General features: G+C 68.8%; 19 protein-coding genes. 6 read left to right on the top strand and 13 right to left on the bottom strand.

The annotated features are described in order from the left end of the window. Positions 1-79: 79 nt before the first annotated feature. From AC1RRV_RS01510 to fdxA, 4 genes are all read right to left on the bottom strand, one after another. A complete protein-coding gene (locus AC1RRV_RS01510; protein ID WP_492857811.1) occupies positions 80-2,230 on the bottom strand; it encodes an ATP-binding protein in 2,151 nt (716 codons plus the stop codon). A 143-nt stretch (positions 2,231-2,373) separates the two neighbouring features. Continuing rightward, on the bottom strand, positions 2,374-4,644 hold the full coding sequence (locus tag AC1RRV_RS01515) for a WD40/YVTN/BNR-like repeat-containing protein (protein WP_492857812.1): 2,271 nt from the start codon (positions 4,642-4,644) through the stop codon (positions 2,374-2,376). Between the two features lie 152 nt (positions 4,645-4,796). Continuing rightward, on the bottom strand, positions 4,797-5,300 hold the full coding sequence (locus AC1RRV_RS01520; protein ID WP_492857813.1) for a CarD family transcriptional regulator: 504 nt from the start codon (positions 5,298-5,300) through the stop codon (positions 4,797-4,799). 449 nt (positions 5,301-5,749) lie between these two features. After that, positions 5,750-6,091 (bottom strand): ferredoxin FdxA, encoded by a 342-nt coding sequence (gene fdxA, locus AC1RRV_RS01525; RefSeq protein WP_492857814.1) that lies wholly within the window; start codon positions 6,089-6,091, stop codon positions 5,750-5,752. 264 nt (positions 6,092-6,355) lie between these two features. Here fdxA and AC1RRV_RS01530 point away from each other — a divergent pair, with 264 nt between their 5' ends. Next, a complete protein-coding gene (locus AC1RRV_RS01530) occupies positions 6,356-8,440 on the top strand; it encodes a putative bifunctional diguanylate cyclase/phosphodiesterase (protein WP_492857815.1) in 2,085 nt (694 codons plus the stop codon). Positions 8,441-8,562: 122 nt separating this feature from the next. On the opposite strand, the gene AC1RRV_RS01535 is transcribed toward AC1RRV_RS01530, so the two are convergent. Further along, a complete protein-coding gene (locus tag AC1RRV_RS01535; RefSeq protein WP_492857816.1) occupies positions 8,563-8,847 on the bottom strand; it encodes an RNA-binding S4 domain-containing protein in 285 nt (94 codons plus the stop codon). Then, positions 8,844-11,393: a helicase-related protein gene (locus AC1RRV_RS01540; protein ID WP_492857817.1), complete on the bottom strand. Its 2,550-nt coding sequence runs from the start codon at positions 11,391-11,393 to the stop codon at positions 8,844-8,846. Before AC1RRV_RS01540 ends, AC1RRV_RS01535 begins: the two co-directional genes overlap by 4 nt. A 170-nt stretch (positions 11,394-11,563) precedes the next feature. Here AC1RRV_RS01540 and arr point away from each other — a divergent pair, with 170 nt between their 5' ends. Both arr and AC1RRV_RS01550 read left to right on the top strand, forming a co-directional pair. Further along, complete coding sequence (arr, locus tag AC1RRV_RS01545; RefSeq protein WP_492857818.1) at positions 11,564-11,959, top strand: NAD(+)--rifampin ADP-ribosyltransferase; 396 nt, start codon at positions 11,564-11,566, stop codon at positions 11,957-11,959. A 92-nt stretch (positions 11,960-12,051) separates the two neighbouring features. Next, positions 12,052-14,157: a DUF6311 domain-containing protein gene (locus tag AC1RRV_RS01550; protein ID WP_492857819.1), complete on the top strand. Its 2,106-nt coding sequence runs from the start codon at positions 12,052-12,054 to the stop codon at positions 14,155-14,157. A 44-nt stretch (positions 14,158-14,201) separates the two neighbouring features. Here the strand turns inward: AC1RRV_RS01550 and AC1RRV_RS01555 are convergent, their stop codons facing one another. Further along, positions 14,202-15,833, bottom strand: coding sequence for an amidohydrolase (locus tag AC1RRV_RS01555; RefSeq protein ID WP_492857820.1), 1,632 nt, complete (start codon positions 15,831-15,833; stop codon positions 14,202-14,204). An 82-nt stretch (positions 15,834-15,915) separates the two neighbouring features. On the opposite strand from AC1RRV_RS01555, the gene AC1RRV_RS01560 reads away from it, so the two are divergent. Beyond that, positions 15,916-16,491: a methylated-DNA--[protein]-cysteine S-methyltransferase gene (locus AC1RRV_RS01560; protein WP_492857821.1), complete on the top strand. Its 576-nt coding sequence runs from the start codon at positions 15,916-15,918 to the stop codon at positions 16,489-16,491. A gap of 834 nt (positions 16,492-17,325) precedes the next feature. Here the strand turns inward: AC1RRV_RS01560 and AC1RRV_RS01565 are convergent. Next, positions 17,326-17,811 carry a DUF3617 domain-containing protein gene (locus AC1RRV_RS01565; protein ID WP_492857822.1) on the bottom strand — a complete coding sequence of 162 codons (486 nt, stop codon included), beginning with the start codon at positions 17,809-17,811 and terminating at the stop codon, positions 17,326-17,328. Positions 17,812-18,076: 265 nt separating this feature from the next. On the opposite strand from AC1RRV_RS01565, the gene rpmB reads away from it, so the two are divergent. Next, positions 18,077-18,382: a 50S ribosomal protein L28 gene (rpmB, locus tag AC1RRV_RS01570; protein ID WP_492857823.1), complete on the top strand. Its 306-nt coding sequence runs from the start codon at positions 18,077-18,079 to the stop codon at positions 18,380-18,382. Between the two features lie 64 nt (positions 18,383-18,446). Here the strand turns inward: rpmB and AC1RRV_RS01575 are convergent, their stop codons facing one another. The 5 genes from AC1RRV_RS01575 to cobT form a co-directional block, all read right to left on the bottom strand. Next, the gene (locus AC1RRV_RS01575; protein ID WP_492857824.1) at positions 18,447-18,872 is read right to left on the bottom strand and encodes a DUF3574 domain-containing protein; all 426 of its coding nucleotides are present in this window, start codon (positions 18,870-18,872) and stop codon (positions 18,447-18,449) included. Between the two features lie 125 nt (positions 18,873-18,997). Continuing rightward, positions 18,998-19,297, bottom strand: a complete 300-nt coding sequence (locus AC1RRV_RS01580; RefSeq protein WP_492857825.1) for a hypothetical protein — start codon at positions 19,295-19,297, stop codon at positions 18,998-19,000. A 253-nt stretch (positions 19,298-19,550) separates the two neighbouring features. Next, positions 19,551-19,862, bottom strand: coding sequence for a hypothetical protein (locus AC1RRV_RS01585; RefSeq protein WP_492857826.1), 312 nt, complete (start codon positions 19,860-19,862; stop codon positions 19,551-19,553). Positions 19,863-20,067: 205 nt separating this feature from the next. Further along, positions 20,068-21,147: an esterase-like activity of phytase family protein gene (locus tag AC1RRV_RS01590; protein ID WP_492857827.1), complete on the bottom strand. Its 1,080-nt coding sequence runs from the start codon at positions 21,145-21,147 to the stop codon at positions 20,068-20,070. After that, positions 21,144-23,078, bottom strand: coding sequence for a cobaltochelatase subunit CobT (cobT, locus tag AC1RRV_RS01595; RefSeq protein WP_492857828.1), 1,935 nt, complete (start codon positions 23,076-23,078; stop codon positions 21,144-21,146). Before cobT ends, AC1RRV_RS01590 begins: the two co-directional genes overlap by 4 nt. Positions 23,079-23,220: 142 nt before the next feature. On the opposite strand from cobT, the gene AC1RRV_RS01600 reads away from it, so the two are divergent. Continuing rightward, the gene (locus AC1RRV_RS01600) at positions 23,221-23,403 is read left to right on the top strand and encodes a DUF1328 family protein (protein ID WP_492857829.1); all 183 of its coding nucleotides are present in this window, start codon (positions 23,221-23,223) and stop codon (positions 23,401-23,403) included. Positions 23,404-23,416 lie beyond the last annotated feature (13 nt).

Raw genomic sequence — 23,416 nt, forward strand, 5'->3', positions numbered from 1 at the left:
CGTCCCCGTCCCTCTTGTGGCCATCAGCTAGCCCGCTTCGTTCGAGGGGGGCAACCAGAGTCGGCGCGGGGAGGGTTCGTCAGGCCGCCGCCGCGCCGCCCATGATCACGTTCCAGAGCCGCTCGCGGTCGATCGGCTTGGCCAGGTGGGCGTCGGCGCCCGCCGCCAGGGCGGCCAGCTGGTGCTCCGGGCCGACATTGGCCGTCAGCATGACGATCGGCGTGCGGCCGTTGCCGCGCTGGGCCTCGATGTCGCGCAGCCGGCGGGTGGCGGCCAGGCCGTCGACGCGGGGCATCTGCATGTCCATCAGCACGAGGTCGAAGTGGTCGTCCCGGAAGGCGTCGATCCCCTCCTGGCCGTCGCAGGCCATGACCAGTTCGACGCCGAGCGGGGCCAGCAACAGCTCGACGACCGCGCGGTTGACCTCGTGGTCCTCGACCAGCAGCACGCGGGCCGGGCGTTCCATCGGTTCGTTGGCGGGCGCCGGCAGGGTGGCGACGGCCACCCGCAGCGGCACGGAGAAGCGGAAGCAGCTTCCGACGCCCAGCTTGGAGCGCACGTCCAAGGCCCCGCCCAGCAGTTCGATGATCGCCTTGCAGATCGGCAGGCCCAGCCCGCCGCCGCCATGGAGCCGCGACAGCGAGCCGTCGGCCTGGGTGAACGGCTCCAGCAGGCGCGGCAACTGGCTTTCGTCGAAGCCGACGCCCGTGTCGCGCACCTCGACCGTCAGGCGGCGGGTGGAGGGGACCTCGGTCGGCAGGGTGGCGATCGAGACGACGACCTCGCCCTTGTCGGTGAACTTGATGCCGTTTGCGGTCAGGTTGGCCACCACCTGGGCCAGGCGGGCGGGGTCGCCCTCGAACAGACCCTCGGTCTGGGCGTTGAGGTCCAGCCGCAGCGCCAGGCCCTTGTCGGCGGCCCGGAGCCGCATGGGCGCGAGCGCGTCCTTGATGACCTCGACCAGGTCGAACGACGACAGCTCCACGCGCAGGTCGCCGGCGTCGATGCGGGCGACGTCCAGGATGTCGGACATCAGCCTTTCGACATCGGCGCCCGAGGCGCGGATGAGGTCGACCATGCGGCGCTGATCGGGGGCGAGCGGCGTGGTCGACAGCGCGCTGGTGGCGCCGATGACGCCGTTGAGCGGCGTGCGGATCTCGTGGCTGATATTGGCCAGGAACTCGGACTTGGCGCGGGCCGCGGCGGCGGCCTCGTCCTCCAGCTGGGCCCGTTCGATCTGGCTGTCGCGGAAGGCCAGGACCGTCTCGGCGATGCGGCCGAACTCGTTGTGCTGGTCCAGGTGCGGGACCTCGACGTCGAGGTCGCCGCCGATCAGCCGCGACATCACGCCGATCAGGTCGTCGATCCGCCGGGTGATGCCGCGATGGATGGTGACGGTCAGGGCCAGCGCTCCGGCCACCGAGACGGCGATCAGGGCCAGGCTGAAGGCGAAGCGCATGACCAGCAGGTCCAGCTCCTGCTTGACGAGGTCGCGCAGTTGTCCGGCGCTGGTCGTCCAGGTCGCGTGAAGCGCGCCGCGCAGGCGTGTGAGATCCGGCCGGGCGCCGGCCATGGCGGCGTCGCGCTGGGCCAGGGTCGCGGCGCGGGCGGCGGTCAGGTCCCGCCGGTGCGCCAGAATCTGGTCGCGTATTTCGGGAGCCGGATGGTTTCGCGCCGCCTTGGCCAGGGCCAGGTCGAGCAGCTCGGACTGGGCGTTCAGGCGTTCGAACGCGGAGAACACGCGCTCGCGCCGACCGGCCATATCGCCGGGCAGGCTGGTGGCCTGGTCGAGGCGCTCGACCGCGATCAGCGTGCCGGGCAGGGCGACGGTCGAGGTGTCGCCCAGATAGAAGCGGGCCAGGTCTCGATCGAGCGTCAGGTTGGAAGCGTCGGCGGTCGCCACGATCAGCGCGGCCCCGGCCTCGGCGCGATTGTCCGGCTGAGCCTGGGTAAAGGCGCGCCATTCGTCGGGGACCCCCAGGTTCTCGGCCGCGTTCTCCAGGTCTTTGGCCTGCCCCGCCAAGGGCGCGCCCATGACGATTGGCCAGGTCTGTTCCAGGAACCGCGCCCCGCGCACCTCGCGCTCGGTGAAGGTGATCTCGCGCAGCGCATAGGCCGTCATGGTCGACAGCAGGATGATAATCGGCGCCAGGAACAGGACCGTCAGCAGGCTCAGGCGTTGAGCCAGCGAGGTCGCACCGTCGAGACGCTTGAGAGGGCCGGAATCCACGAGGTCTCCGCACGCTGTGAGCCGCCCTCGACGCCTCCCCCCCGGGAACGCCCGTGCAGCCACGAAAGCCATATGACGGCGCCTTTAGGCGCGGGACAAGCGGCGTGTGGTTGCGGTCGAGGCGGAGGTTGAGCGGGCGCGCCTCAGCCGGGCTCGCCGTAGGCAATGCCTCGCCCGTCTGTGCCGACATACACCCGGCCATGGACCCGCGCATCGGCCGCCAGGCACCGGAAGCGGCGTCCGAATTCGTGCCGCTCGTCATTGACCCGCGCCCAGGTCCGGCCTTCGTCGGTCGAGCGCCAGATCGCCCGGACACCGCCCCTGCGGCCGATGGCGAACAGGGTCGGGTGGTTGTGGCCGGGCGGCGGCGCGCCCAGATCCAGCTGCTCCACCTGGACGCCGCCATCGATCCTTTCGAAGCGGGCGCCGCCGTCTGTCGAGCGGAACAGGCCCTGGGTCGAGGCGAGCCAAAGATGTCCCGCCTTGCCGGGCGCGGCCTTCAGGGGCCAGGGGACCTCGCGCCAGGTCGCGTGGTCGGCCGAAAGGTCGGCGGGAAGCCCCTGGACGGGCGCTTCGGCGAAGGTCGCGCCGGCGTCGAGGCTGACATGGCGCCGGCCGGTCATGAAATCGATCGCCGTGAAGCGGCGGGCGTCGACCCGGTCGGGGACCGGTCGCGCCCAGGCCGGCAGGCCTTGGCATTGGCCCCAGCTCGCGCCGCGATCACGGGTGATCTGGGGCGTGGCCGTCATGACCATGAACACGCTCCCGTCGGCGTTGACGACGATGGCGGCGTCCTCGTGCGGGTCGGGACCGCGTCGCCCGGCGCCCGGCGGGGGCGGCGCGCCTTGGATGCGGGGCGCGCTCATCGGCGCCCAGGTTCGTCCATGGTCGCCCGACCAGGCCAGGGTCGGTCCGCTGTGGCGCTGATGCGGCGTGCCGCTGCGGACGATCACCGCGGGCCTCATGCCGGCATAGTCGATGAAGTTGGTGTTGCCGAACACCGGGTTGGTGAACTGCAGGGTCGGGGAGCGGGTCAGGTCCTCGTGGGCGAAGCCGGAGATGTCGCCGAACCCGCTGAGAAGCTGGGGGCCTTCCGGCGGACTGCACAAGGTGATGATCGCCGTCTGCTCAATACCCTCGACCCAGGGGAACCACTGGGTGGCGCGGCCCGCGGCGGCCTTGGTGAACTCGCGCGTGGCGTAGATCGTGGCGCCGGTGGTGTAGCAGGCGAAGTCGGGATCGAACGGGTCGATGGCCAGGCCGGCCATCCACCAGCCGAAATCGGCCCGCGGCTCGCCCCACAGCAGGAAGGGCGTGGTGCTGACATCACGCCGCGCGTCCGGATAGAGGTCGGTCCAGCTTCGGCCGCCGTCGGTCGAGCGCCACAGGCTGTCGTGAGGGTTCCAGCGGTTCAGGCTGGTGACGGCCACCGCGCCTTGGGCGTCGACCGCCACGCCCATGAAGCCGCCGCCTTGCCCGGCGACCGGCTTGGCCGGCGTGACCTCGGTCCAGGCGTTGGTGGCGGTGTCCAGTCGCCAGACGGCGCCGTCCGCGACGTTGTTGGGCCCGATGCCGCTGGAATAGGTGACATAGAGGCGCCCCTGGTGGTCCAGGGCCGCCTTGCAGGCATAGAAGTCGTGGGGGGCGGGGATCGGCCTCCAGGCCCGGCCGCCGTCGTCGCTGCGCCAGAGGTGGTGCTGGCTGGGATCCGCCACGCCGACGAACAGGGTGCGCGACCCCGCGCCCGCTTCGCCGCTCGCCGGATCGAAGATCACGAACGACAGGCCTCCGTGGGTCGGCGCGGGGCGCTGGTTCAGGCCGAGCCCCGGCAGGGGGAAGCTTTCCGACCGGCTCCAGGTCGCGCCGCGATCGCGGCTGACCTGCAGGCCGTCGTGGCGCGAGGCGAAATAGAGGGTCGTGGTGTCGTTGGGGTCGATGGCCAGGCGTTCGCCCAGGCCTCGGCCATCCTCGTTGCCGCCCATGCGGAACGGGACGGGCGTCACCGTCCAGTCGGCCCCGCGGCTTTCGGAGCGTAGGATGGCGGCCGGATCGCGCCGGCCCATGCCGCAGGCCAGATAGACGACATCGGCGTCGCGCGGATCCGCGGCGACGCTCTCGACGCCCTGCCAGCTGCCTTCCGCCTGGTCGTCGAGCAGCGGGATCCATCGCTCGTCCTTGGCCTGCCATCGATAGGCCCCGCCCATGTCGGAGCGCAGATAGGCCAGGCCCCGCTCGACCTTGCTGAACACCACATTGGGAATGAACCCCCCGCCGCCGACCCGGACATTGCGCCAGCGATAGAGCGGGGAGGCGTCTTCGGCGGCGAAGGCTCGGCCTGGCGACAGGGCGGCCAAGCTGACCCCGCCGATCAAGCCCTTGAAAAGTACGCGGCGACTGGGAGGCGAGATCGGCATGGCGTCCAGAGATCAAGAGACGCGACATGACTCCGCCGCTCGGGTCGATGTTAGCGCTGTCACTTGCGAGGCTTCAAGCCGTCGCCGCCCAAACAAAAACGCCCTCCGCTGGGCGGAGGGCGTCTTCGTGTTCGTCGGTCGAAAGAACCGCCTTAGGCGGCCTTGACCAGCGACTTGGTCAGGATGCCGATGGCGGCTTCGCGGTCGATACGCTCGATGGCGGCGACTTCGCGGGCCATGCGATCCAGGGCCGATTCATACAGCTGGCGTTCCGAATAGGACTGTTCCGGCTGGTTCTCGGCGCGGTGCAGGTCGCGGACCACCTCGGCGATCGAGATCAGGTCGCCCGAATTGATCTTGGCTTCGTATTCCTGGGCGCGACGCGACCACATGGTGCGCTTCACGCGAGCGCGGCCCTTCAGGGTCGTCAGGGCCTGGCTGACGGTGCCGCCTTCCGCCAGCGGGCGCAGGCCGGCCGTCTTGGCCTTCTTGGTCGGGACGCGCAGCGTCATTTTTTCATGGTCGAAGGTGATGACGTAGACTTCGAGCGAATAACCGGCCACTTCCTGGGTCTCGACCGCCTGAATGGTGCCCACGCCGTGCGCGGGGTAAACGACGTGATCGCCGACCGAGAATTCCAGACCAGACTTGCTCATGTTCGTCCTCATCAATGCGGGCCCGCCGGGCCCGAACGCCGTCTTAAATTCCGAAACAAAGGCGACAGCTTCCCGCTCCGCGGAAATACTGGGCGCGGGGCCAAGCCTTCAGGATTTGGAATTAGACCTTTAAGACACCCTTCGCCTTCGATCGGGGCGCGCCGGTTGAACGGCTTCTTCGACAAGACGGACCGTCGCGATAAGCCGCAACCGTCACGTCGACAGCGACAATAGCATAAAATTCAGCCCTATGAAAGGGTTGCGTCCCAGCAGGTCGGGACAAGCCGCCAAGCTTTCGCATCGCGGCGCCGCTTCAAGCTTGAGAAATCGGGCCCGAAGCCTGGCGGCGAAAGCGTGAGCGGCATCGGCGCGCGTGACGCTCTAGACCCCACAAGTCGAACCTGCTGATCCGTTTCTGATGCGCCATCAGAAACCGGCGGACGCCAGGATCAGGAACCCTTGCCCGGCTTTTCGCTGAAGTACTTCTCGTACTTGCCGGTCTCGCGCTCGAATTCCTCACGGTCGGCCGGAGGCTCGCCCTTGACCGTGATATTCGGCCAGATCTTGGCGTAGTCGGAATTGACCTTCAGCCACTTGCCGTCGGCCTCGTCCTCGGTGTCGGGCTTGATGGCGTCGACCGGGCACTCCGGTTCGCACACACCGCAGTCGATGCATTCGTCGGGATTGATGACGAGGAAGTTCTCGCCTTCGTAGAAGCAGTCGACCGGGCACACCTCCACGCAGTCCATGAACTTGCAGCGAACGCAGGCGTCGGTGACGATGTAGGTCATCGTAAACTCGAATGAAGTCGGACGGAGTAAAGGGCGCGCGCGTTTTCGAAGTCTGGGGCCGGATTGTCAATGCGGCTTACTGGTCCTCGCGCCCAGGAATTCTCACGGCGCGGCCAGACCGCGTCTCCTTCTGGGGCCCTGGTGGGGGCTGGGACGCCACGCCGCGCGACAACGCGTCGTCTGGATGCAAACTATTTCTTATTGAACGAACATAATTATGCCGACCGGGAAACGCCCAATAAAAACAGTCGGAAACCCGACACCATGAAGAATGAAGCCTTGGCTATCCAGCCGACCTTGGAAGCCGACCGCGAAACTCGCGCCCTGGCCAGGGCGCGCGCGCGCGCGTTCGGTGAGTTTGTTCGCGAGCTTCCGTTCGCCGCCGCCCTGCTGGACCGCGACCTGACTCTGGTCGCCGTCAGCCGCGAATGGCGCGCCCAGGGCATCGCCGCGAGCTTGGGAAACGAGCAAGACGCCAGCGCCGGCGGGCTGGTCGCGCCCGAGGACATCGCCGCCCTGTTCGCCTGCGCCGAGGAGGGCGTGGCCTTTTCGCGCTATCTGGCGAGTTGCGACGACACCGGTGTCCAACACGTCTGGCGCACCGAATTCAGCGCCTGCCGCGAGGGGGACGAGACCTACGCGGTCATGGCCACGGCCCGCGACGTCACCGGCTATGCCGACAGCGTCCTGCGCGCCGAGCGCGACAAGCAGCGCCTGACCATGGCGCTGGAGCTGGATGACCTGCTGGTCCGTGAGTACGACCTGCGCACCCGCGAGGTCTATTTCTCGGGCGCCGCGCCCGAGCTGCAGAAATATTGCGAATTCAAGGACGACCCGCTGGAGATCGTCCATCCCGACGACCGCCAGCGCTGCGCTGACGCCGTGGCCTCCCGCAAGCTGGGCGAGGCGCGGGTGTTCGAATTCCGCCTGCACCGCGAGGACGGGGTCGAGACCTGGGTCCGCTCGGTCGGCAAGGTCTTCGTCGGCGCCGACGGCCAGCCCGAGAAGCTGGTCAATCTGTTCAAGGACATCACCGACCGCCGTCGCCATACCGAGGCGATCGAGACCCTGGCCTTCAAGGACTCGCTGACGGGCCTGCCCAACCGCGCCCTGTTCCAGCACCGCTTCCAGGAGGCGGTGTCGGCGTCCGAGACGCTGGGCGAGATGTTCGGCCTGATCATGATCGACGTCGATCACTTCAAGGACATCAACGACACCCTGGGCCACGACGCCGGGGATGCTTTGCTGAAGCGTCTGGCGGGCATGCTGGAGCACGCCTTCCGGGCCGGAGACACGGTCGCCCGGCTGGGCGGTGACGAGTTCGCGGTGATCCTGCGCGGCCTGCACGGCGAGGCCGACATGCTGCGGCCGATCAAGACGCTGCAGGATCTGCTGCGCCGTCCGATCGAGCACGCCGGCCGCAGCTTCACGGCCAGCGCCAGCATCGGGGCCGCCCTGCACGGCGATCCGGACGCCGATCCGGCCCACATGATCAAGAACGCCGATATCGCCCTCTACCGGGCCAAGGAGGCGGGCCGCAACCGCAGCATCATGTTCGAACCGTCGATGCGGTCCGAGGTGGAGCAGCGGATCGAGCTGCTGCGCGACGTGCGCGCGGCCCTGGTCGAGAACGAGTTCACCCTGTTCTACCAGCCGGTGGTCGATATCCGTGAGAACAAGGTCGCCGGCTTCGAGGCCCTGATGCGCTGGGCCCACCCCGAGCAGGGTATCCTGACGCCGGCCCGCTTCATGGCCGCCTTCGAGGACCAGGACCTGTCGCTGAAGCTGGGCGACGTCGCCTTCGAGGAAGCGCTGCGCCAGATGCGCGACTGGATGGACGAGGGTGTCGATTTCGGCCGCGTGGCGGTCAATATCAGCTCGGCCCAGTTCCGCAGCGGCCGCCTGGCCGAAGAGATCCAGGAGCGCCTGGCCCGCTGGAACGTGCCCTGCGACCGACTGACGATCGAAGTCACCGAGAACGTCTATATGGGCTGGGGTTCGGACCTGGTCAGCGACACCGTCCGCCAGCTGCACGACGCCGGGGTGATGATCGCCCTGGACGACTTCGGCACCGGCTACGCCAGCCTGGCCAATCTGCGCCAGTTCCCGATCGACCGCCTGAAGATCGACAAGTCCTTCGTCCAGAACGCCGAGGACGAGGCCATCGTGAAGGCCGTCATCACCCTGGGCACCTCCATGGGCATGAAGGTCGTCGCCGAGGGCGTCGAGGACGCCGCCCAGCTCAAGGCGCTCGAGCACTACGGCTGCGACCAGGTCCAGGGCTACCACTTCGGCCGCCCGATGCCGGCGAACGAGGTGGCGGGCTTCCTGAAGGGATTCAGGATGTAGCGCCGAGCAGATGCTCCCCCCGCTGGGGGAGCTGTCGCGGAGCGACTGAGGGGGCTAATGCGGCCTATGCCGAGCTGCCCCTTCCGGCCCTCTGGGCCACCTCCCCCAAAGGGGGAGGATCTTTACTCCACCGCCTCGTACAGCCCGCGCGCCTCGGTCGCCGGGCCGCGTCTTTCGCCGCAGTCCAGGACCCGCACGGCGATCAGGCGCCCGCCCAGGCCGAAGACCAGCACATCGCCGGGCTTCACGGTCCGCGAAGGCTTGTCGACCCGGCTTTCGGTCCCTGAGCGTGTCAGGCGGATGCGGCCTTCGTCGACGAACTTCGCCGCCAGCGACCGCGTCTTGAAGAACCTCGCCCGCCAAAGCCACACATCCGCGCGAACGGCGTCGTTCACGGTGTCGGTCATGAGGCGGCCTGTTTCGGCGCGGCGGGCTTGCGGCGCTTGGGTCGTTTGCGGCGCGGCGGGGGTTCGGTCAGCTTGGCCAGGGCCGCGAACGGCGAGTCCGGACGCGCCTTGACGGGCTTCTGCTCCAGCTTGGCCGCCCCGCGCCGCTTCCAGACGATGGGCTGGCCGGGCTTGGCGCGGATCGCCGGGGTGTAGTCCAGGGCGCGCAGGACGGCCGAGGCCTGGGGCGCGGTCCAGCCCAGATCGGTCAAGGCGGCCTCGGTCAGCACCACCCCGCCCAGCTGCTGTTCGGCCCGCAACAGGGCGTCCAGCTTCTCCAGCGCCTCGACCGGGACGCTGAAGCCCGCCACGGCCCGCAAGCCGCTGGCCGACAGCTCGCGCGACGAGGGCTCGGGCTTGGGCAGGGCCTCCAGCGTGGTCAGCGCCCCGCGCCAGCCGGTCGGATTGAGCGCCCGGGCGCAGGCGATCGCCTCGGCCCGCAGGACGCCGGGGCTGTAGAGGCTGAACGCCCCGATCCGCACGCCCAGGCTCTTGAGCGTGCGCCGCTCGCCCTGGCTCAGGGCCTTCAGCTCGGGATCCACGGGACCCTTGTCCAGCACCCCGCCGGCCTCCAGCAGGCGGTGGGCGATGCCGCGCGGCAGGCCGCGAAGCTCGCCGCCGCTTAAGGACCGTTCCAGCTTGCGCAGCGGCGCCAGGTGCTTGTCGACTTCGCTGGCCAGGAAGGCGTCCAGCCGCCGCTCGGCCCGCTCGCGCACGGCGGCCGGGCCCAGCTCGCCCAGCAGGCGGGCGCGGGGCGACAGCAACGGCAGGCCGTGGCGCACGGCCCCGGCCATCTCGCCGCGCCACAGGATCGCGCCGTCCGGCGTCAGGGCGAAGGCGTCGTCGGGCTCGCTGGCCAGCAAGCCCAGGCGGCGGGCGATCTCGGGTCCGACCGCGCGCTGGGCGGCGTTGCGCAGGGCCTTTTCCTCCAGCGGCGAGGCGGCCTGGACCGGGGTGAAGGCCACGCCCGACAGATGCCCGACCACGTGGCCCTCGACCGTGACCTCGCCGTCCTGGCCGACGCCGGCATAGAGCGTCTCGCGCTCGCCCAGCTGCTTCATCAGCACGCTGGTGCGGCGGTCGATGAATCGGGCCATCAGCTTTTCGTGCAGGGTGTCGCTGATCCGGTCTTCCAGCTGGCGGGTCAGGCCCTGCCAGTGGGCGGGATTGGCCACCCAGTCGGGACGGTTGGCGATGTAGCTGAGCGTGCGCACGCCCGAGAGCCGCGCGGCCAGGCTGTCGATCTCGCCGTCGACGCGGTCCAGCGCCTTGTACTGGGCGTTGATCCAGTCCTCGGGCAGGCGCTTGCGGCCCGTGGTCAGGTCGTCGAACAGGGTGCGCGCCATGCGCTGGTGATCATCGTCGGTGGTCTTGCGGAAGTCCGGCGTCTGGCAGACGTCCCACAATCGCAGCAGGGCCGAGCGGTCGGTCTTGCAGCGGGCGACCACGTCCTCCTGCTTGGCCAGGGCCCGCAGGGTGCGCTCGTCCAGGGCCTCCTGCGACAGCGACAGGCCATTGCGCTTGGGCGTCTCGGCCAGCGAGCGGAGCAGGCCCGGGAGCGTGCCGAAGTCCAGGCGGGCGTTGCGCCACTCGGCCTGGGTGATCGGCTCGAAGGTGTGGTTCTCGACCGCTTCGACCAGGTCCTCGTCGATCTCCTCGCAATCGCTGGTCACGCCGAAGGTGCCGTCGCGGGTGTAGCGGCCGGCGCGGCCGGCGATCTGACCGACCTCCTGCGGATAGAGCCAGCGGGTGCGCTTGCCGTCGAACTTGCGCAGGCCCGCGAAGGCCACGTGGTCGACGTCCATGTTCAGGCCCATGCCGATGGCGTCGGTGGCCACCAGGAAGTCGACCTCGCCGGACTGGTAGAGCGCGACCTGGGCGTTGCGGGTGCGGGGGCTGAGGCTTCCCATCACGACGGCCGCCCCGCCGCGCTGGCGCCGGATCAGCTCGGCGATGGCGTAGACCGCGTCGGTGGAGAAGGCGACGATCGCCGTCCGCCGCGGCAGGCGAGTCAGCTTCTTGGAGCCGGCGTAGGAGAGGTTGCTGAACCGCTCGCGCCCGACGATCTCGGCGTCGGGCAGCAAGCGACGGACCAGGTGGGCCATGGTCCCGGCCCCCAGGAACATGGTCTCGAACTTGCCGCGCGCATGCAGCAGGCGGTGGGTGAAGATGTGGCCGCGCTCGGGGTCGGCGCACAGCTGGATCTCGTCGACGGCCAGGAAGTCGACCTCGCGCCCCAGCGGCATGGCCTCGACCGTGCAGACGAAATAGGCCGCGCGCGGCGGGACGATCTTCTCTTCGCCGGTGATCAGGGCCACCGAGGCCTTGCCGCGCAGCTTGACGATCCGGTCGTAGATCTCGCGCGCCAAGAGGCGCAGCGGCAGGCCGATCATCCCCGAGGCGTGGCCCAGCATCCGCTCGACGGCCAGATGGGTCTTGCCGGTATTGGTGGGCCCCAGGACCGCGGTGAGCTTGGAAGGGGCCAGGCCGGTCGAACGGTCACTCATGACCTAAAGGTGGGGCGGGAATCGGGGGGAGGCAAGCGCCACGGCGCCGCGCCTGAAGGGGATTTGGGGGCGAAAAACTTGAGATCAAGAATTGGCGGCCGACGAATTATGCGCAGTTTGTAGCGCCCTGAGAGGGAACCGCGTTCCCGTTTCACGAAGGGCCGCCAGCGATGACCGACACTTTCTATCACGGCACGAAGATCGACCTGAAGGCCGGCGACCTGCTGGGCGCGGGCTTCAACTCCAACTACGGCAAGCGGAAGGCGGCGGTCTTCGTCTATTTCAGCGCCACGCTGGAGGCGGCGACCTGGGGCGCGGAGCTGGCCCAGGGCGAGGCGCGCGAGCGGATCTACATCGTCGAACCGACCGGCCCGTTCGAGGATGACCCCAACCTCACCGACAAGAAATTCCCCGGCAATCCGACCAGGTCGTACCGCACGCGGGAGCCGCTGCGGATCATCGGCGAGGTGGCCGAGTGGACCGGGCATACGCCCGAGCAGCTGAAGACGATGCGGGAGCACCTGGCGGAACTGGACCGGCAGGGCGTCGAGGCGATCGAGGACTGAGAAATCCACGATCAAGCTCCACCATAAACATCGGTGGATAAGCGTCGCACCCTAGGGTAGCCGTGATGGGTATTCGTTGGGGGCGAGAGCACGTGAAGGGTCAATCGTACTGGCAACTGGGGCTGATCCTGGCGGCGCTTGTGCTGTTCCATCTGGTCATGGGCCTGCCGCTGCTCAGCGCCGATGCCGCCTACTGGATAGAGCCGCGCGGCGATATGGCGACCATGATGGCCGGCCATCACGCGGTCATCGACCATCCGTGGACCTTCCCGCTCACCGAGACGACGGCCCTGCGCGGCGAAGCGTTGCCGACCTCGATCGTCTACACCGACAGCCTGCCGTGGCTGACCATCGTCATGAAGGCGCTGGGACTGGGACGGGTGATCAACCCCCTGGCCTTGTTCCTGCTGATCTCCTACGTCGCCCAGCCGCTGGCCATGGTCGCGCTGTTGCGGGCCTGCGGCGTCAAGCGGACGTCGTCGCTGGTGCTGGGCGGACTGATCGCCCTGTTCTATCCGGCCTGGTTCGTCCGGCAGTTCGGCCACATCGCGCTGGCTGGCCACTGGCTGCTGATCTTGAGCCTGGCCTGGAGCATCCAGGTCGCCCGGGTGGGCCTCTCGGTCCGCAGAATGGTCGAGATCACGGCCTTGGCCGTACTGGCCCTGGGGACGCATCCCTATCACATCGTCACGGTCACGGCCTGCCTGGGCGCGGGTCTGCTGTCGCAACTGCTGCAGGCGCGGGGCAAGGCCGTGCGCGATGTCGCCCTGACGATCGTCGCCTACGGCGTCGGCGCCGGCCTTGCCGCCTGGGTGCTGGGCTATGGCGAGAACGGCGGCCAGTCGGGCGGCGGCGCGGCGATGGGCTTCTACTCGATGAATCTCGTCGGGCCGATCCTGCCGCAGGCCTCGGCGGTGTTCGGCCAGACCTGGAACGGCCAGTGGTTCACCGGCACGCTCGACGCCAACGGCGCCCAGACCTTCGAGGGCTTCGCCTATCTCGGCGCGGGCGTCCTGCTGCTGGTCCTGGTCGCGCTCGGAAGGGCCGTGTTTGGCCTCGCGCGCGGCGTCAGGATCGAGCCCGGCTTCTGGCTCCGCTTTGGGCCGCTGATCGCCGCGATGATCGTCCTGACGTTCTGGGCCGTCGGGCCTAAGCCCTATCTGGGCATGCGGATGCTGTTCGACCTGCCGCGTCCCTCGGGCGTGTTCGGAAACCTGATCGGCCTCTTCCGCTGCCATGGCCGCTTCTTCTGGATCGTCGGCTACGGCCTTTTGGCCTGGGGCGTCGTGCGCGTCGACAAGCTGGAGTCCGGCAAGGTTCGCCTCGGGCTCCTGATCGCCGCGACCCTGCTGCAGGCGTTCGACATGACCCAGATGATCCGAGGCGTTCGCACGACCTACGAACCGGTCGCGGCCTTCTACGATCCCATCATGCGGACCGATCCGGCGTTCGAGGCGCGGCCCTGGCGTTTCGCGCCCCTGGTCGAGTGCGTCAGCGGCGAGGACGGCTGGACGATCGTGCAGATGTCGGCCCTGGCGCTGCGCCGTCACGGCGTCTCCAACTCGGGTCCGACGGCGCGCGCCTTCGCCGTGAGCTGCGACGTCGAGCCCGCCGCCACGGTCAATGCCTCGCCCGACGACAAGACCATCACCGCGGTGGTCGGCGACCGGGCCAAGCAACCGGTGCTGTTCGAGCGGTTCAAGGGCCGGTCCGACTGCTATGTCTTCATGCGCGGCCTGGTGTGCGGGCGCGGCCTGTCGCGGACGGGCCTGGCGCCCTATTCGCCGATCCCGGCCGAGAGCGTAGCCGCCGCTCCCGTCATTCGGCTGGCCGGCGCGCGCCCGGCCGCCGTCGGCGAGGGCTGGGCCTTGCCCGAGCCCGGGGGCACGTGGACCAACGCCAAGACCGCGTGGCTCACCGTCGACAACAAGAGCCCCGACTTCGCGCTGGTGATGAACCTGGTCAGCGTCGCGCCGGCCGGCCCCCAGCGTGTCGAGGTCCTGGTCGACGGTCGGATGATGAGCAGCACGAGGGTGATGGCGCCCGGCCTTCTCACCACGCGGATCGAGGGCGGCCGTGCGGGCGGACCGACGCGGATCGAGCTTCGCCTGCCAGACGCGGCCTCGCCCGGCGGCGGCGATCCTCGCCTGCTCGGCATCGGCGTGGACGAAATCCGGATCGTGCCGCTCGGCGGCTAGGCGGGGCGGTTGAGCCAAATCCTCCCCCTCGCGGGGGGAGGATTTCACTTCGCGAACACCACCTTGCCGTCCACCACCGTCAGCACCGGCTCGGCGGTCAGGATCTCCTTGGGCTCGACCGTCATCAGGTCCTTGCTGAAGGCGGTGACGTCGGCCTTCTTGCCGGCTTCAAGGGTGCCCAGCTCTTTCTCGCGGAACACGGCATAGGCCGGGGCCAGGGTCAGCATCCTCAGCGCCTCGGCGCGGGTGACGGCCTCTTCCAGGTGCCAGTCGGCATTGGCGAAGCCCGTCAGGCTGTGGCGATGGACGGCGGCGTAGAACTCGATGCGCGGATCGCCGACCTCAACCGGGGCGTCGGAGCCGGCCGCCACGACCACGCCGGCCTTGAGGAAGTCCTTCCAGCGATAGCCCTCGTGCAGGCGGGCCTGGCCCAGGCGCGCCGGGGCGAAATAGAGGTCGCCGATCGCGTGGCTGGGCTGCATCGAGGCGATGACCCCCAGCTTGGCGAAGCGCGGCACGTCGGTGTCGGTGACGATCTGGGCGTGCTCGATGCGCCAGCGGGCCTTGGCGTCCCCGGCCAGGGTCTCCTCGAACCAGTCCAGGGTCATGCGGTTGCCGCGATCGCCGATGGCGTGCATGGCGACCTGGGCCCCGACGGCCTTGGCCTGCTGCATCAGGGCCAGGCCCTTGTCGCGCGGGGTCAGCTGCAGGCCCAGGCCCTCGGCGTCGCTATAAGGTTCGAGCAGGGCCGCGCCGCGCGAGCCCAGGGCGCCGTCCATATAGAGCTTGATGCCCCGCACGCGGATCAGGCCGGTCGGGTCGGTCTGCGGGCCCTTGGACAGCACCTCGGCCGCGCCGCTGGGGTCCATGTAGTTGTCGACCCGGATGTGGAAGGCGCGCTTGCCGGCCTCGTCGCGCAGCAGGGCCAGGTCGTCGCCCATGACGCTCATGTTCTCGATGCCGGTCCAGCCCCGGGCGGCGTAGAGCGCCCCGGCCTTGCGGATGGCCTCGCGCTTCAGGGCCTCGCTGGGTGGCGGAATGACGCCCTCGACCAGGCTCTGGGCATGGTCGATCAGCATGCCGTCGGGCTGGCCGTCGGCGCCCTTCAGGATCTTGCCGCCGGCCGGATCGGCGGTGGTCGCCGTGACCCCGGCCTTGGCCAGGGCGGCGCTGGAGGCGACGCTGGCGTGGCCGTCGGACCGCTCCAGCACGATGACGCGGCCGGGCGCGGCGGCGTCCAGGTCGGCCTTGGTCGGGAAGCGCTTCTCGGGCCAGTGGGTCTCGATCCAGCCCCGGCCGAAGATCGCGCCTTCGGGATGGGCGGCGGCGTGGGCCTTCACCGTGGCGACCAGCTCGGCCAGCGACTTGGTCTGGTCGAGGTTCAGGGTCAGTTCGCGCAGGCCGATGCCGACCAGGTGGGCGTGGGCGTCGACGAAGCCCGGATAGGCGGCCGCGCCCTTCAGGTCGAGGTCGCGGACGTCCTTGGCCGCCTTGGCCTTGGCGGCGGCCAGCGGGCCGACGAACAGGATCCTGTCGTCGCGGATCAGCACCGCCTCGGCGGTGGGCGCGGTGTCGACGCCGGTGTGGATCGGGCCGCCGTGGATCAGGAGATCGGCGGCATTCGCGGCCGTGAAAGAGGTCGCGGCGAAGAGCGCGGCGAGAAGGATCCGGGGCAAAGGCGCTCTCCAAGCGTAGCAAGAATCGGAAAACGTATGGCTGACCCCTCGAAAGTCGCAACAGGCCTGCTATTTTTTCCGCATGACCGCCCCGGGTTTCGTCCTTTTCGACACGGTGATCGGGCGCTGCGGCCTCGCCTGGGGCGAGCGCGGCCTGATCGGTGTGCAATTGCCCGAGAGCACGCCCGGCGCGGCCTGGGCGCGGCTGCGGCGGCGCTTCCCCGAGGCGGTCGAGGCCGATCCGACGCCGGAGATCGAGAAGATCATCGACCGGATCCGCGACCTGCTGGCCGGTGGCAAGGACGACCTGTCGGATATCCCGCTGGACCTGGCCAGCCAGCCGGCCTTCAACCTGCGGGTCTATGAGATCGCTCGGGCCATCACGCCCGGCGAGACCTCGACCTATGGCGAGGTGGCCAAGGCCATGGGCGAGCCGGGCGCGGCGCGGGCGGTGGGCAAGGCCCTGGGCGACAATCCCTGGCCGATCGTGGTGCCCTGCCACCGCGTGCTGGCGGCATCCGGCGGCATGGGCGGCTTCTCCGCGCCAGGCGGGGCCGAGACCAAGGCGCGGCTGCTGACCATCGAACGGGCCAAGACCAACGCGGTCCCGACGCTGTTCGACCTGGAGTTCTCGGTGGCCCCGCCGCGCGGGGGGTAGGCCAGCCTCTCCAACTCCCGTCATTTTCCGCCCTTGTGGCGGGGAGTGCACGGCTACCGGCAAGGTCGCCTTACGACCCATTGCGGACGCTTACGCCTTCATCCACCCTTGCCTTATGATCTATTCGGCGGATGTTTTACGAGCAGCACACCGACACTCGTCCGGGCATCGAAAGGCCATCGAAGACAGCAGTGTTTGCGGCTGTTTTTATTGCCTTGAGACGTTCAAGCCAGCCCAGGTCGAGCGTTGGCTCAACGAGGGCTCGGGCACCGCTATCTGCCCGCACGGCCAAATCGACTCGGTATTGGGATCGGCGTCAGGCCTTCCCGTAGATGATCCTACCTTCTTGCGGGCGATGAATAGTCATTGGTTTTGAGGTCCGCTAACCACCCTAGTCGGGCATTGGCTCACTGCGTCCTTCGAGGCGCGCTCAGGAGCGCGCACCTCAGGATGAGGTGGTCAGTGCAAGGAGATCCTCATCCTGAGGCGTGAGCCGCAGGCGAGCCTCGAAGGACGCACTGAACATCCGACTCCCACCCATCACGGAAGTAACGTGTGTCGGCTTAAATGCTCGCCGCAAGCCATTGTCGGTCTCGGGTGACACCCGCCACAAGGGCGGGAATGACGGTGAGGGGCGCGACTGGCGCTTCCGGCAATTTCGACGACGGCCCCGAACCGTCCGTCAACGCCTCTTAACGCGCGCTAACGCTTGTCCGAACAGGGGCGAAACGAATCATGACCGAATCGGCGACGTCGGCCAATTCGGTGTTTGTTCCCTACAAGGGATTGTAGCTTAAAGCCGGTTAACCACAAATTGGTTTCAGAAGGCGGCGGCTACTTTCCGGCCGTTTCCCCGGGCTTCTCTTCAGGCGGACACTCGGCCGCGACGCGCTTGGCGCTGAGGCTGCCGGCCAGGGGCATGCCGCTGATCGTCTTGATATGGATATCCATCTTGAAGCTCTCGGGCGCGTACGTCCCGTCGGCCGTGACCGGCGAGACGCGGTCCTTCTTGTCGGTCCAGGTGCCCTTCAGCTGGATCTTGCCGTTCGAGACGACATTGGTCGTGTAGTCGCAGCGATAGCGGCGGGTGCAGATGCCGCGCGAGAACTGCTCGACGTCGGCGGGCTTGAGGCACTTGGTCTCGCTGCTGACCGGGATGCCGGCCAGCTTGTAGCCGTACTCCCAATGACCGGGGAGAATCGTCGTCTTCACAGCGGCTCGGGCCGGGGCGCGGACCACCGGCTGGGCCAGGCTGAACCCGGCCAGGGCGAGGCCCGAGCAGAGCGCCAGGGCGGAAGCGGCGAGGGCGGTCGAACGCATACGGCGGGTCTCCTTCATGCCGCTCCTATATAGAGAGCCAGATGAACCGTGCTTGAAGGCGCCGGTGAGGCGCGGGGTTCCTTCGCGGATGCGAGAGTTCCTTGGCGCGAGGGGCCAGACCAGCCTTGACTCATAGGCGGGCCTTCGCCTATATCGCCCGCTCTCGCGCGGTCGGCCTGGTCCAACCGTGTGTCCGAATTCATATCTTATCGGGGCCACGCTCTTCACAGAGTCCGGCGGCTTCGCCCAAGCCAAGGTAACCACCATGTCGCGCCGTTGCGAACTTACCGGTATCGGTCCGATGGTCGGCCACAATGTGAGCCACTCGAACATCAAGACCAAGCGCCGCTTCCTGCCGGCCCTGTCGCCCGCCACGCTCCAGTCGGAGTCGCTGGGCCAGAGCTTCAAGCTGCGCATCAGCAACGCGGCCCTGCGCACCCTGGACTTCAAGGGCGGCCTGGACGTGTTCCTGCTGGGCGCCAAGGACGAGCAGCTGTCGCCGCGCGCCCTGAAGATCAAGTCGCAGGTCAAGGCCAAGGCCAAGGCCGCCGCGACCGCTCAAGCCGCCTAAGGCTTTACGGTCTACCGACGACTGAAAGCCCGCCGGGAGCGATCCCGGCGGGCTTTTCGTCGTGTCAGAAGGCCAGGCAGGCCGGCTGGGTCAGGAGCATCACCGACTCCTGGTGGAAGGCCCGCGTATAGGCCGCGCGCACCTCGTCGACCTTCCGCAGGCTGGCCGCGCCGGGCGGCAGGGCCAGCATCAGGATCTTGCTGGGTTCGCGCAGGATGCGCCCGTCCTTGCCGCGCCACTGACCGCGCGCCTCGACGATGGTCAGCCCGTCGGGAAAGCGCGGGGTGACTTCGGTGTCGACGAACCGCTGGAAGTCCTCGTCGCCGACGAGGCCCTGGTCGCCGATGGCGCGCCCGAACGCCAGCTGCGCCCATTGCGTCGGCTGGCTGGGCGCGGGACAGGCGCTGGGAATGGACGCGCAGCCGGCCAGCATCCCCGAGGCGAGCGCCACAAGGCCGCCGGCGATCCATCGTGAGGGCAGGGCGGGCATCAAAGTGGGCAAGCTCCACGCTCTGGGCCAGAGCCGCCGATCATGGACGCCAAGCGCCAGACAAGCAAAACCCGCCGCGACTTAAGCCGCGGCGGGTTTGAAAGCTTAGTGGTCGTGATCGCCGGTTAGCGGGCGACAACAGCGCCCGAAGCCGGGTTGGCCGTGTTGTAGGCGGTCAGGGCCGGGTTGTTGATCTTCGACACGGCGTCGTTGACCGAGGCGCGGATGCAGGCCGGGTACAGGTAACCGGCGAGGGCTTCGCCACGGACGTCGGCCCAGCACACGGTCGAGGCGGCCTTGACGATTTCGGCGCGGACTTCGGCGGCCGACTTGCCGGCGACCTTGACGCGAATTTCGCCGGCCGAGGCGGGAGCGGCGGCGAACAGAGCGATGGCCGAAGCGGCCAGAACGATGGAGCGGATCATCTCGATGGTTCCGAAAGGGGGTTGTGATCAACCACCTCCAGACGCGTTCCCCTGACGCCCCGTCCCGGTCTGTCGCCGTGTTGGATCGTCCCGTTTCTTATAGCAACGTTCTCATGGGTTATCAACGATTATGTTGCATTGCGTGCTTCGCGCGCAAAATAGAATAGTTCGCGCGCGAACAACCGATTGCAGGCGTGAAAAAGCCCGCGAAACCGGAGTTTCGCGGGCCTCTTCAGCTCAGTGAGCGTGCGGCTTAGCGGCTGGCGACGCGCATGAAATACACGCTGCGGCCTTGGGCGCGGTCATAGGCGACCAGCTCGCTGCTCTTGGTGCGGGCGATCGCTTCACGAGCGACTTCACGCACGCAGTAGGGCGCGAGGTCCGAAGCGAACGGAGTGCCGACCAGGTCTTCCTGGCAGAGTTGCTTGGCGGCGCCAACGATGTCGGCGTGCACTTCGGCGGTGGCGCGACCGGCCACCTTGATGGTGATTTCACCGGCGCTGGCCGAGGTGGCGGCCGTGGTGGCCATCAGGGCCGAGATGGCGATAACGAGCAGACGGATCATGTTGATAGTCCCGGAAAGGAGGTTGAGTTCAACCGCCTCCCGACGCGTTCCTCTGACGGCCTCAGGTTCTCGCCCTCGTGGCCCGTCGAGGCAATGGGTACGTGACACCGGTGTCTATTGCAAGTGCGAAAGCGCTACTGCGACAAAAAATACCAACATTATCATATAGTTGCCAACGAAACGATCTCGTACGAGACGAAACGGCTTAGCGCTTGCGAACAGGCTTCTTCGCCGGCTTGGCGGGGACGGGCGGCGGCGGAGGCGGCGGAGTCCAGTCGAAAGCCAGCAGCAGGGTGCGCTGGTTGCCGATCGCGCGGTCGTCCGAGACCAGGTAGAGCCGCGTGCCGCCGCTGGGCGAGCGGGTCAGGGCCAGGCCCTCGAAATTGTCGCGCGGCATGGCCCCTTCGACATGCAACGACGCGGCGGTCCGCTGCCGGGCGAGCGGCAGGGTCGGGTCCGAGATGAAGCGCACCACGGCGCGCCAACCGCGCACCGGATCCAGGCCCCGATGCAGGGTCGCGACCGCCGGGCCGGCGAAGGGCGAGAAGGCGGTCAGCCCCCAGGTGAAGTCGGGTCCCGACTGCGGCGGCAGCGACTTGCAGTCGGCCGACAGGCGGCACAGCCAGGCCTCGCCCTCCTCGCCGCCGACCAGATAGGCGTCGGGGCCGGCGGCGGGATAGGCCGAGATGGCCTCCATGCCTTCGTTGTCGGGGAAGACGGTGGCGGGCTTGGGCGCCGGGCGCGGCGTGCCCAGGGTCCCGTTGGGGCCGGCCGGATAGAGCCAGATCCGGTGATTGCGCTCGAAGCTGATCAGGCGGTCGCCATTGGCCAGGATCGCCATGCCCTCGGCGTCGGTCTGTTGCTTGCCTTGCAGCGGCTGGCCGTCCAGGCCGGTCAGTGGCCGCAGCTTGCCGTCGGTCAGGCCGACCAGACGGCCCGTGGCGTCCAGCTGCAGCCGGGCGTCGAACAGGTCGCCGTCGTCGGTGATCGCCGTCAGCTGGCCGTCGGCCCCAACCGCCAGGTCCGACAGGCCGTGCAGCCGCGTGGTGCTGGCGCTGGTGACGACCAGGCCCCCGGCATAGGTGAAGCCCTCGACCATGGTCTTGGCCGGATTGGAAGCGTCCAGCGGCACGGGCGTCGTCGCCAGCGTGATCTCGGGCCCGGCCTTGACCGGCGCGGCGGGGACCATGGGAGCCGGCGGCGGCTTGCGCGGCGCGCACTGGGTGGCGAAGCCGCCTATGCCGCCGACCAGGCCCAGGACGAGGACCGAGCGCAGTCCGATCACGCCGTGACCTTGGCGGCTTTCGGCGCCTTCGCGGCCTGGGGCGTGACCACCGGCGGCGGGGCCAGCAGGCCGCGCGCTCGCTTCACCGCGCGCGGCTCCTCCTCGAACAGGGCGGCCAGCTGCTCGACCAGCACCCCGCCCAGCTGCTCGACGTCGACGATGGTGACGGCGCGGCGGTAGTAGCGCGTGACGTCGTGGCCGATGCCGATGGCGATCAGCTCCACGGGGCTCTTGCCCTCGATCTCACCGATGACATGGCGCAAGTGACGCTCCAGATAGTGGCCCGAGTTCACGCTCAGGGTGGAGTCGTCCACCGGCGCGCCATCGGAAATCACCATCAGAATGCGGCGGGCTTCAGGCCGGGCGATGATGCGCTGGTGGGCCCACATCAGGGCCTCGCCGTCGATGTTCTCCTTCAGGAGACCCTCGCGCATCATCAGGCCCAGGTTCTTGCGGGCCCTTCTCCAAGGCGCATCCGCGGCCTTGTAGATGATGTGACGCAGGTCGTTCAGGCGGCCCGGCGCGGCCGGCTTGCCGGCCTTGATCCACTCGTCGCGCCCGGTTCCACCCTTCCAGGCCCGGGTGGTGAAGCCCAGCACCTCGGTCTTGACCCCGCAGCGCTCGAGCGTGCGCGCCAGGATGTCGGCGCAGATCGCCGCCACCATGATCGGCCGCCCGCGCATCGAGCCGGAATTGTCGATCAGCAGGGTCACGACCGTGTCGCGGAACTCCTGGTCCTCTTCCTGTTTGAAGGACAGCGGCGCGGTCGGGTCGATGATCACCCGCGTCAGGCGGGCGACGTCCAGCATCCCTTCCTCGAGATCGAAGGTCCAGGCGCGGTTCTGCTGGGCCAGCAGGCGGCGCTGCAGCTTGTTGGCCAGGCGCGAGACGACACTGGAAAGCGCGGTCAGCTGCTGGTCGAGATAGGCCCGCAGCCGGGTCAGCTCCTCGGCGTCGCACAGGTCCTCGGCGTGGACGATCTCGTCATGGGCCGTGGTGAAGATCTTGTAGAGCGGCTCGCCGCCCTGCGACGGGCCGGTGTCGGGACGGGCGGGCTTGGCGCCGTCGCCCATGTCGGGCGTCTCGTCGCTCTCCTCGACCTCGCCGTCCTGGTCCGACTGGACCATTTCCTCGTCGCCGGCCTCGGTCTCGCGGTCCGAGCTTTCGCTCTCCTGCGGGGAGGAGCCTTCCGGCTGTTCGCCCTCGCCCTCGCCCTGATCCTCGTCGGAGTTCTCGGTCGGATTGTCGTCCTCGCCCTCGTCCTCGTCCGAGCTCTCGGTGGCCTCGGACATCTCCTCGCCCAGGTCGAGGTCGCGCAGGATCTCGCGGGTCACCCGGGCGAAGGCGGCCTGGTCGTTGATGGCGGCGGCCAGGCGGTCGAGGTCCTTGCCCGCCTTCATCTCGATGTCGTTGCGCAGGATGTCGACCAGGGCCTTGGCCCCGTCGGGCGGGGCGTCGCCGGTCAGGCGTTCGCGGACCATCAGGCCCAGGATCTCGGCCATGGGGGCGGACTGGAGGTCGGTGGCGACGGCGCGGGTCAGGCCCTGCTTCTCCAGCCGCGCCTCGAGGGCGGCCGTCAGGTTCTGGCGGACGCCGCCCAGGGCGTTGGCGCCGATCGCTTCCAGCCGCGCCTGCTCGATCGACTCGAAGGCCGCCTGGCCGTCGGGCGAGCTGGGCCGGGCGCGGGCGTGGGCGACCGGATCGTGATTGGCCAGGCGCAGGGCCATCTGGTCGGCCAGGCCGCGGATGCGCGAGGCTTCCTTGGACGAGAGGTCGCGCGGCGGGTGCGGCAGCACGGCCCGCTTGCCCAGCAGCTGGGGACCATCGCCCGAGAACACGACTTCGAGATCAGCCGTCTCGGCAAGCGAGCGGGCCGCGTGCGCCAGGGCGCGCTTGAAGGGTTCGGTCGGGCTTTCGGGCTTGGAGGCCATGGCTTCGAGTTAGCGGCGCCGGGCGGCGAAAACAAGGAACGCCGTGCGCGGACGAGACGTTGATTTTTCACCGGCGCCGTTCCGACGCCTCTGGGATTTTTCTACAACCGACGCCGTCAGGCGTCCCTCGAAGGAAATACAGATGCTCAAGTGGGCCATCATCCTCGCCATCGTCGCCCTGATCGCCGGCGCGCTCGGCTTCACGGGGATCGCGGGCGCGGCGGCCGGTGTCGCCAAGATCCTGTTCTTCCTGTTCCTGCTCGGCTTCGTGATCGTGATGCTGCTGGGCGCGACCGTGTTCAAGGCGGCGGCGGGTCCAAAATAGCCGCCGCGCGCCT

The sequence above is a fragment of the Caulobacter sp. GW821-FHT11E10 genome (assembly GCF_058808375.1).

What these genes read in the sequence shown, in the direction of transcription:
- cobT (WP_492857828.1), bottom strand. Translation starts at nt 23,078, where the DNA reads ATGGCCTCCAAGCCCGAAAGCCCGACCGAACCCTTCAAGCGCGCCCTG.
- rpmB (WP_492857823.1), top strand. Translation starts at nt 18,077, where the DNA reads ATGTCGCGCCGTTGCGAACTTACCGGTATCGGTCCGATGGTCGGCCAC.
- AC1RRV_RS01575 (WP_492857824.1), bottom strand. Translation starts at nt 18,872, where the DNA reads ATGCCCGCCCTGCCCTCACGATGGATCGCCGGCGGCCTTGTGGCGCTC.
- fdxA (WP_492857814.1), bottom strand. Translation starts at nt 6,091, where the DNA reads ATGACCTACATCGTCACCGACGCCTGCGTTCGCTGCAAGTTCATGGAC.
- AC1RRV_RS01515 (WP_492857812.1), bottom strand. Translation starts at nt 4,644, where the DNA reads ATGCCGATCTCGCCTCCCAGTCGCCGCGTACTTTTCAAGGGCTTGATC.
- AC1RRV_RS01520 (WP_492857813.1), bottom strand. Translation starts at nt 5,300, where the DNA reads ATGAGCAAGTCTGGTCTGGAATTCTCGGTCGGCGATCACGTCGTTTAC.
- AC1RRV_RS01560 (WP_492857821.1), top strand. Translation starts at nt 15,916, where the DNA reads ATGACCGCCCCGGGTTTCGTCCTTTTCGACACGGTGATCGGGCGCTGC.
- arr (WP_492857818.1), top strand. Translation starts at nt 11,564, where the DNA reads ATGACCGACACTTTCTATCACGGCACGAAGATCGACCTGAAGGCCGGC.
- AC1RRV_RS01565 (WP_492857822.1), bottom strand. Translation starts at nt 17,811, where the DNA reads ATGCGTTCGACCGCCCTCGCCGCTTCCGCCCTGGCGCTCTGCTCGGGC.
- AC1RRV_RS01530 (WP_492857815.1), top strand. Translation starts at nt 6,356, where the DNA reads ATGAAGAATGAAGCCTTGGCTATCCAGCCGACCTTGGAAGCCGACCGC.
- AC1RRV_RS01585 (WP_492857826.1), bottom strand. Translation starts at nt 19,862, where the DNA reads ATGATCCGTCTGCTCGTTATCGCCATCTCGGCCCTGATGGCCACCACG.
- AC1RRV_RS01540 (WP_492857817.1), bottom strand. Translation starts at nt 11,393, where the DNA reads ATGAGTGACCGTTCGACCGGCCTGGCCCCTTCCAAGCTCACCGCGGTC.
- AC1RRV_RS01580 (WP_492857825.1), bottom strand. Translation starts at nt 19,297, where the DNA reads ATGATCCGCTCCATCGTTCTGGCCGCTTCGGCCATCGCTCTGTTCGCC.
- AC1RRV_RS01600 (WP_492857829.1), top strand. Translation starts at nt 23,221, where the DNA reads ATGCTCAAGTGGGCCATCATCCTCGCCATCGTCGCCCTGATCGCCGGC.
- AC1RRV_RS01535 (WP_492857816.1), bottom strand. Translation starts at nt 8,847, where the DNA reads ATGACCGACACCGTGAACGACGCCGTTCGCGCGGATGTGTGGCTTTGG.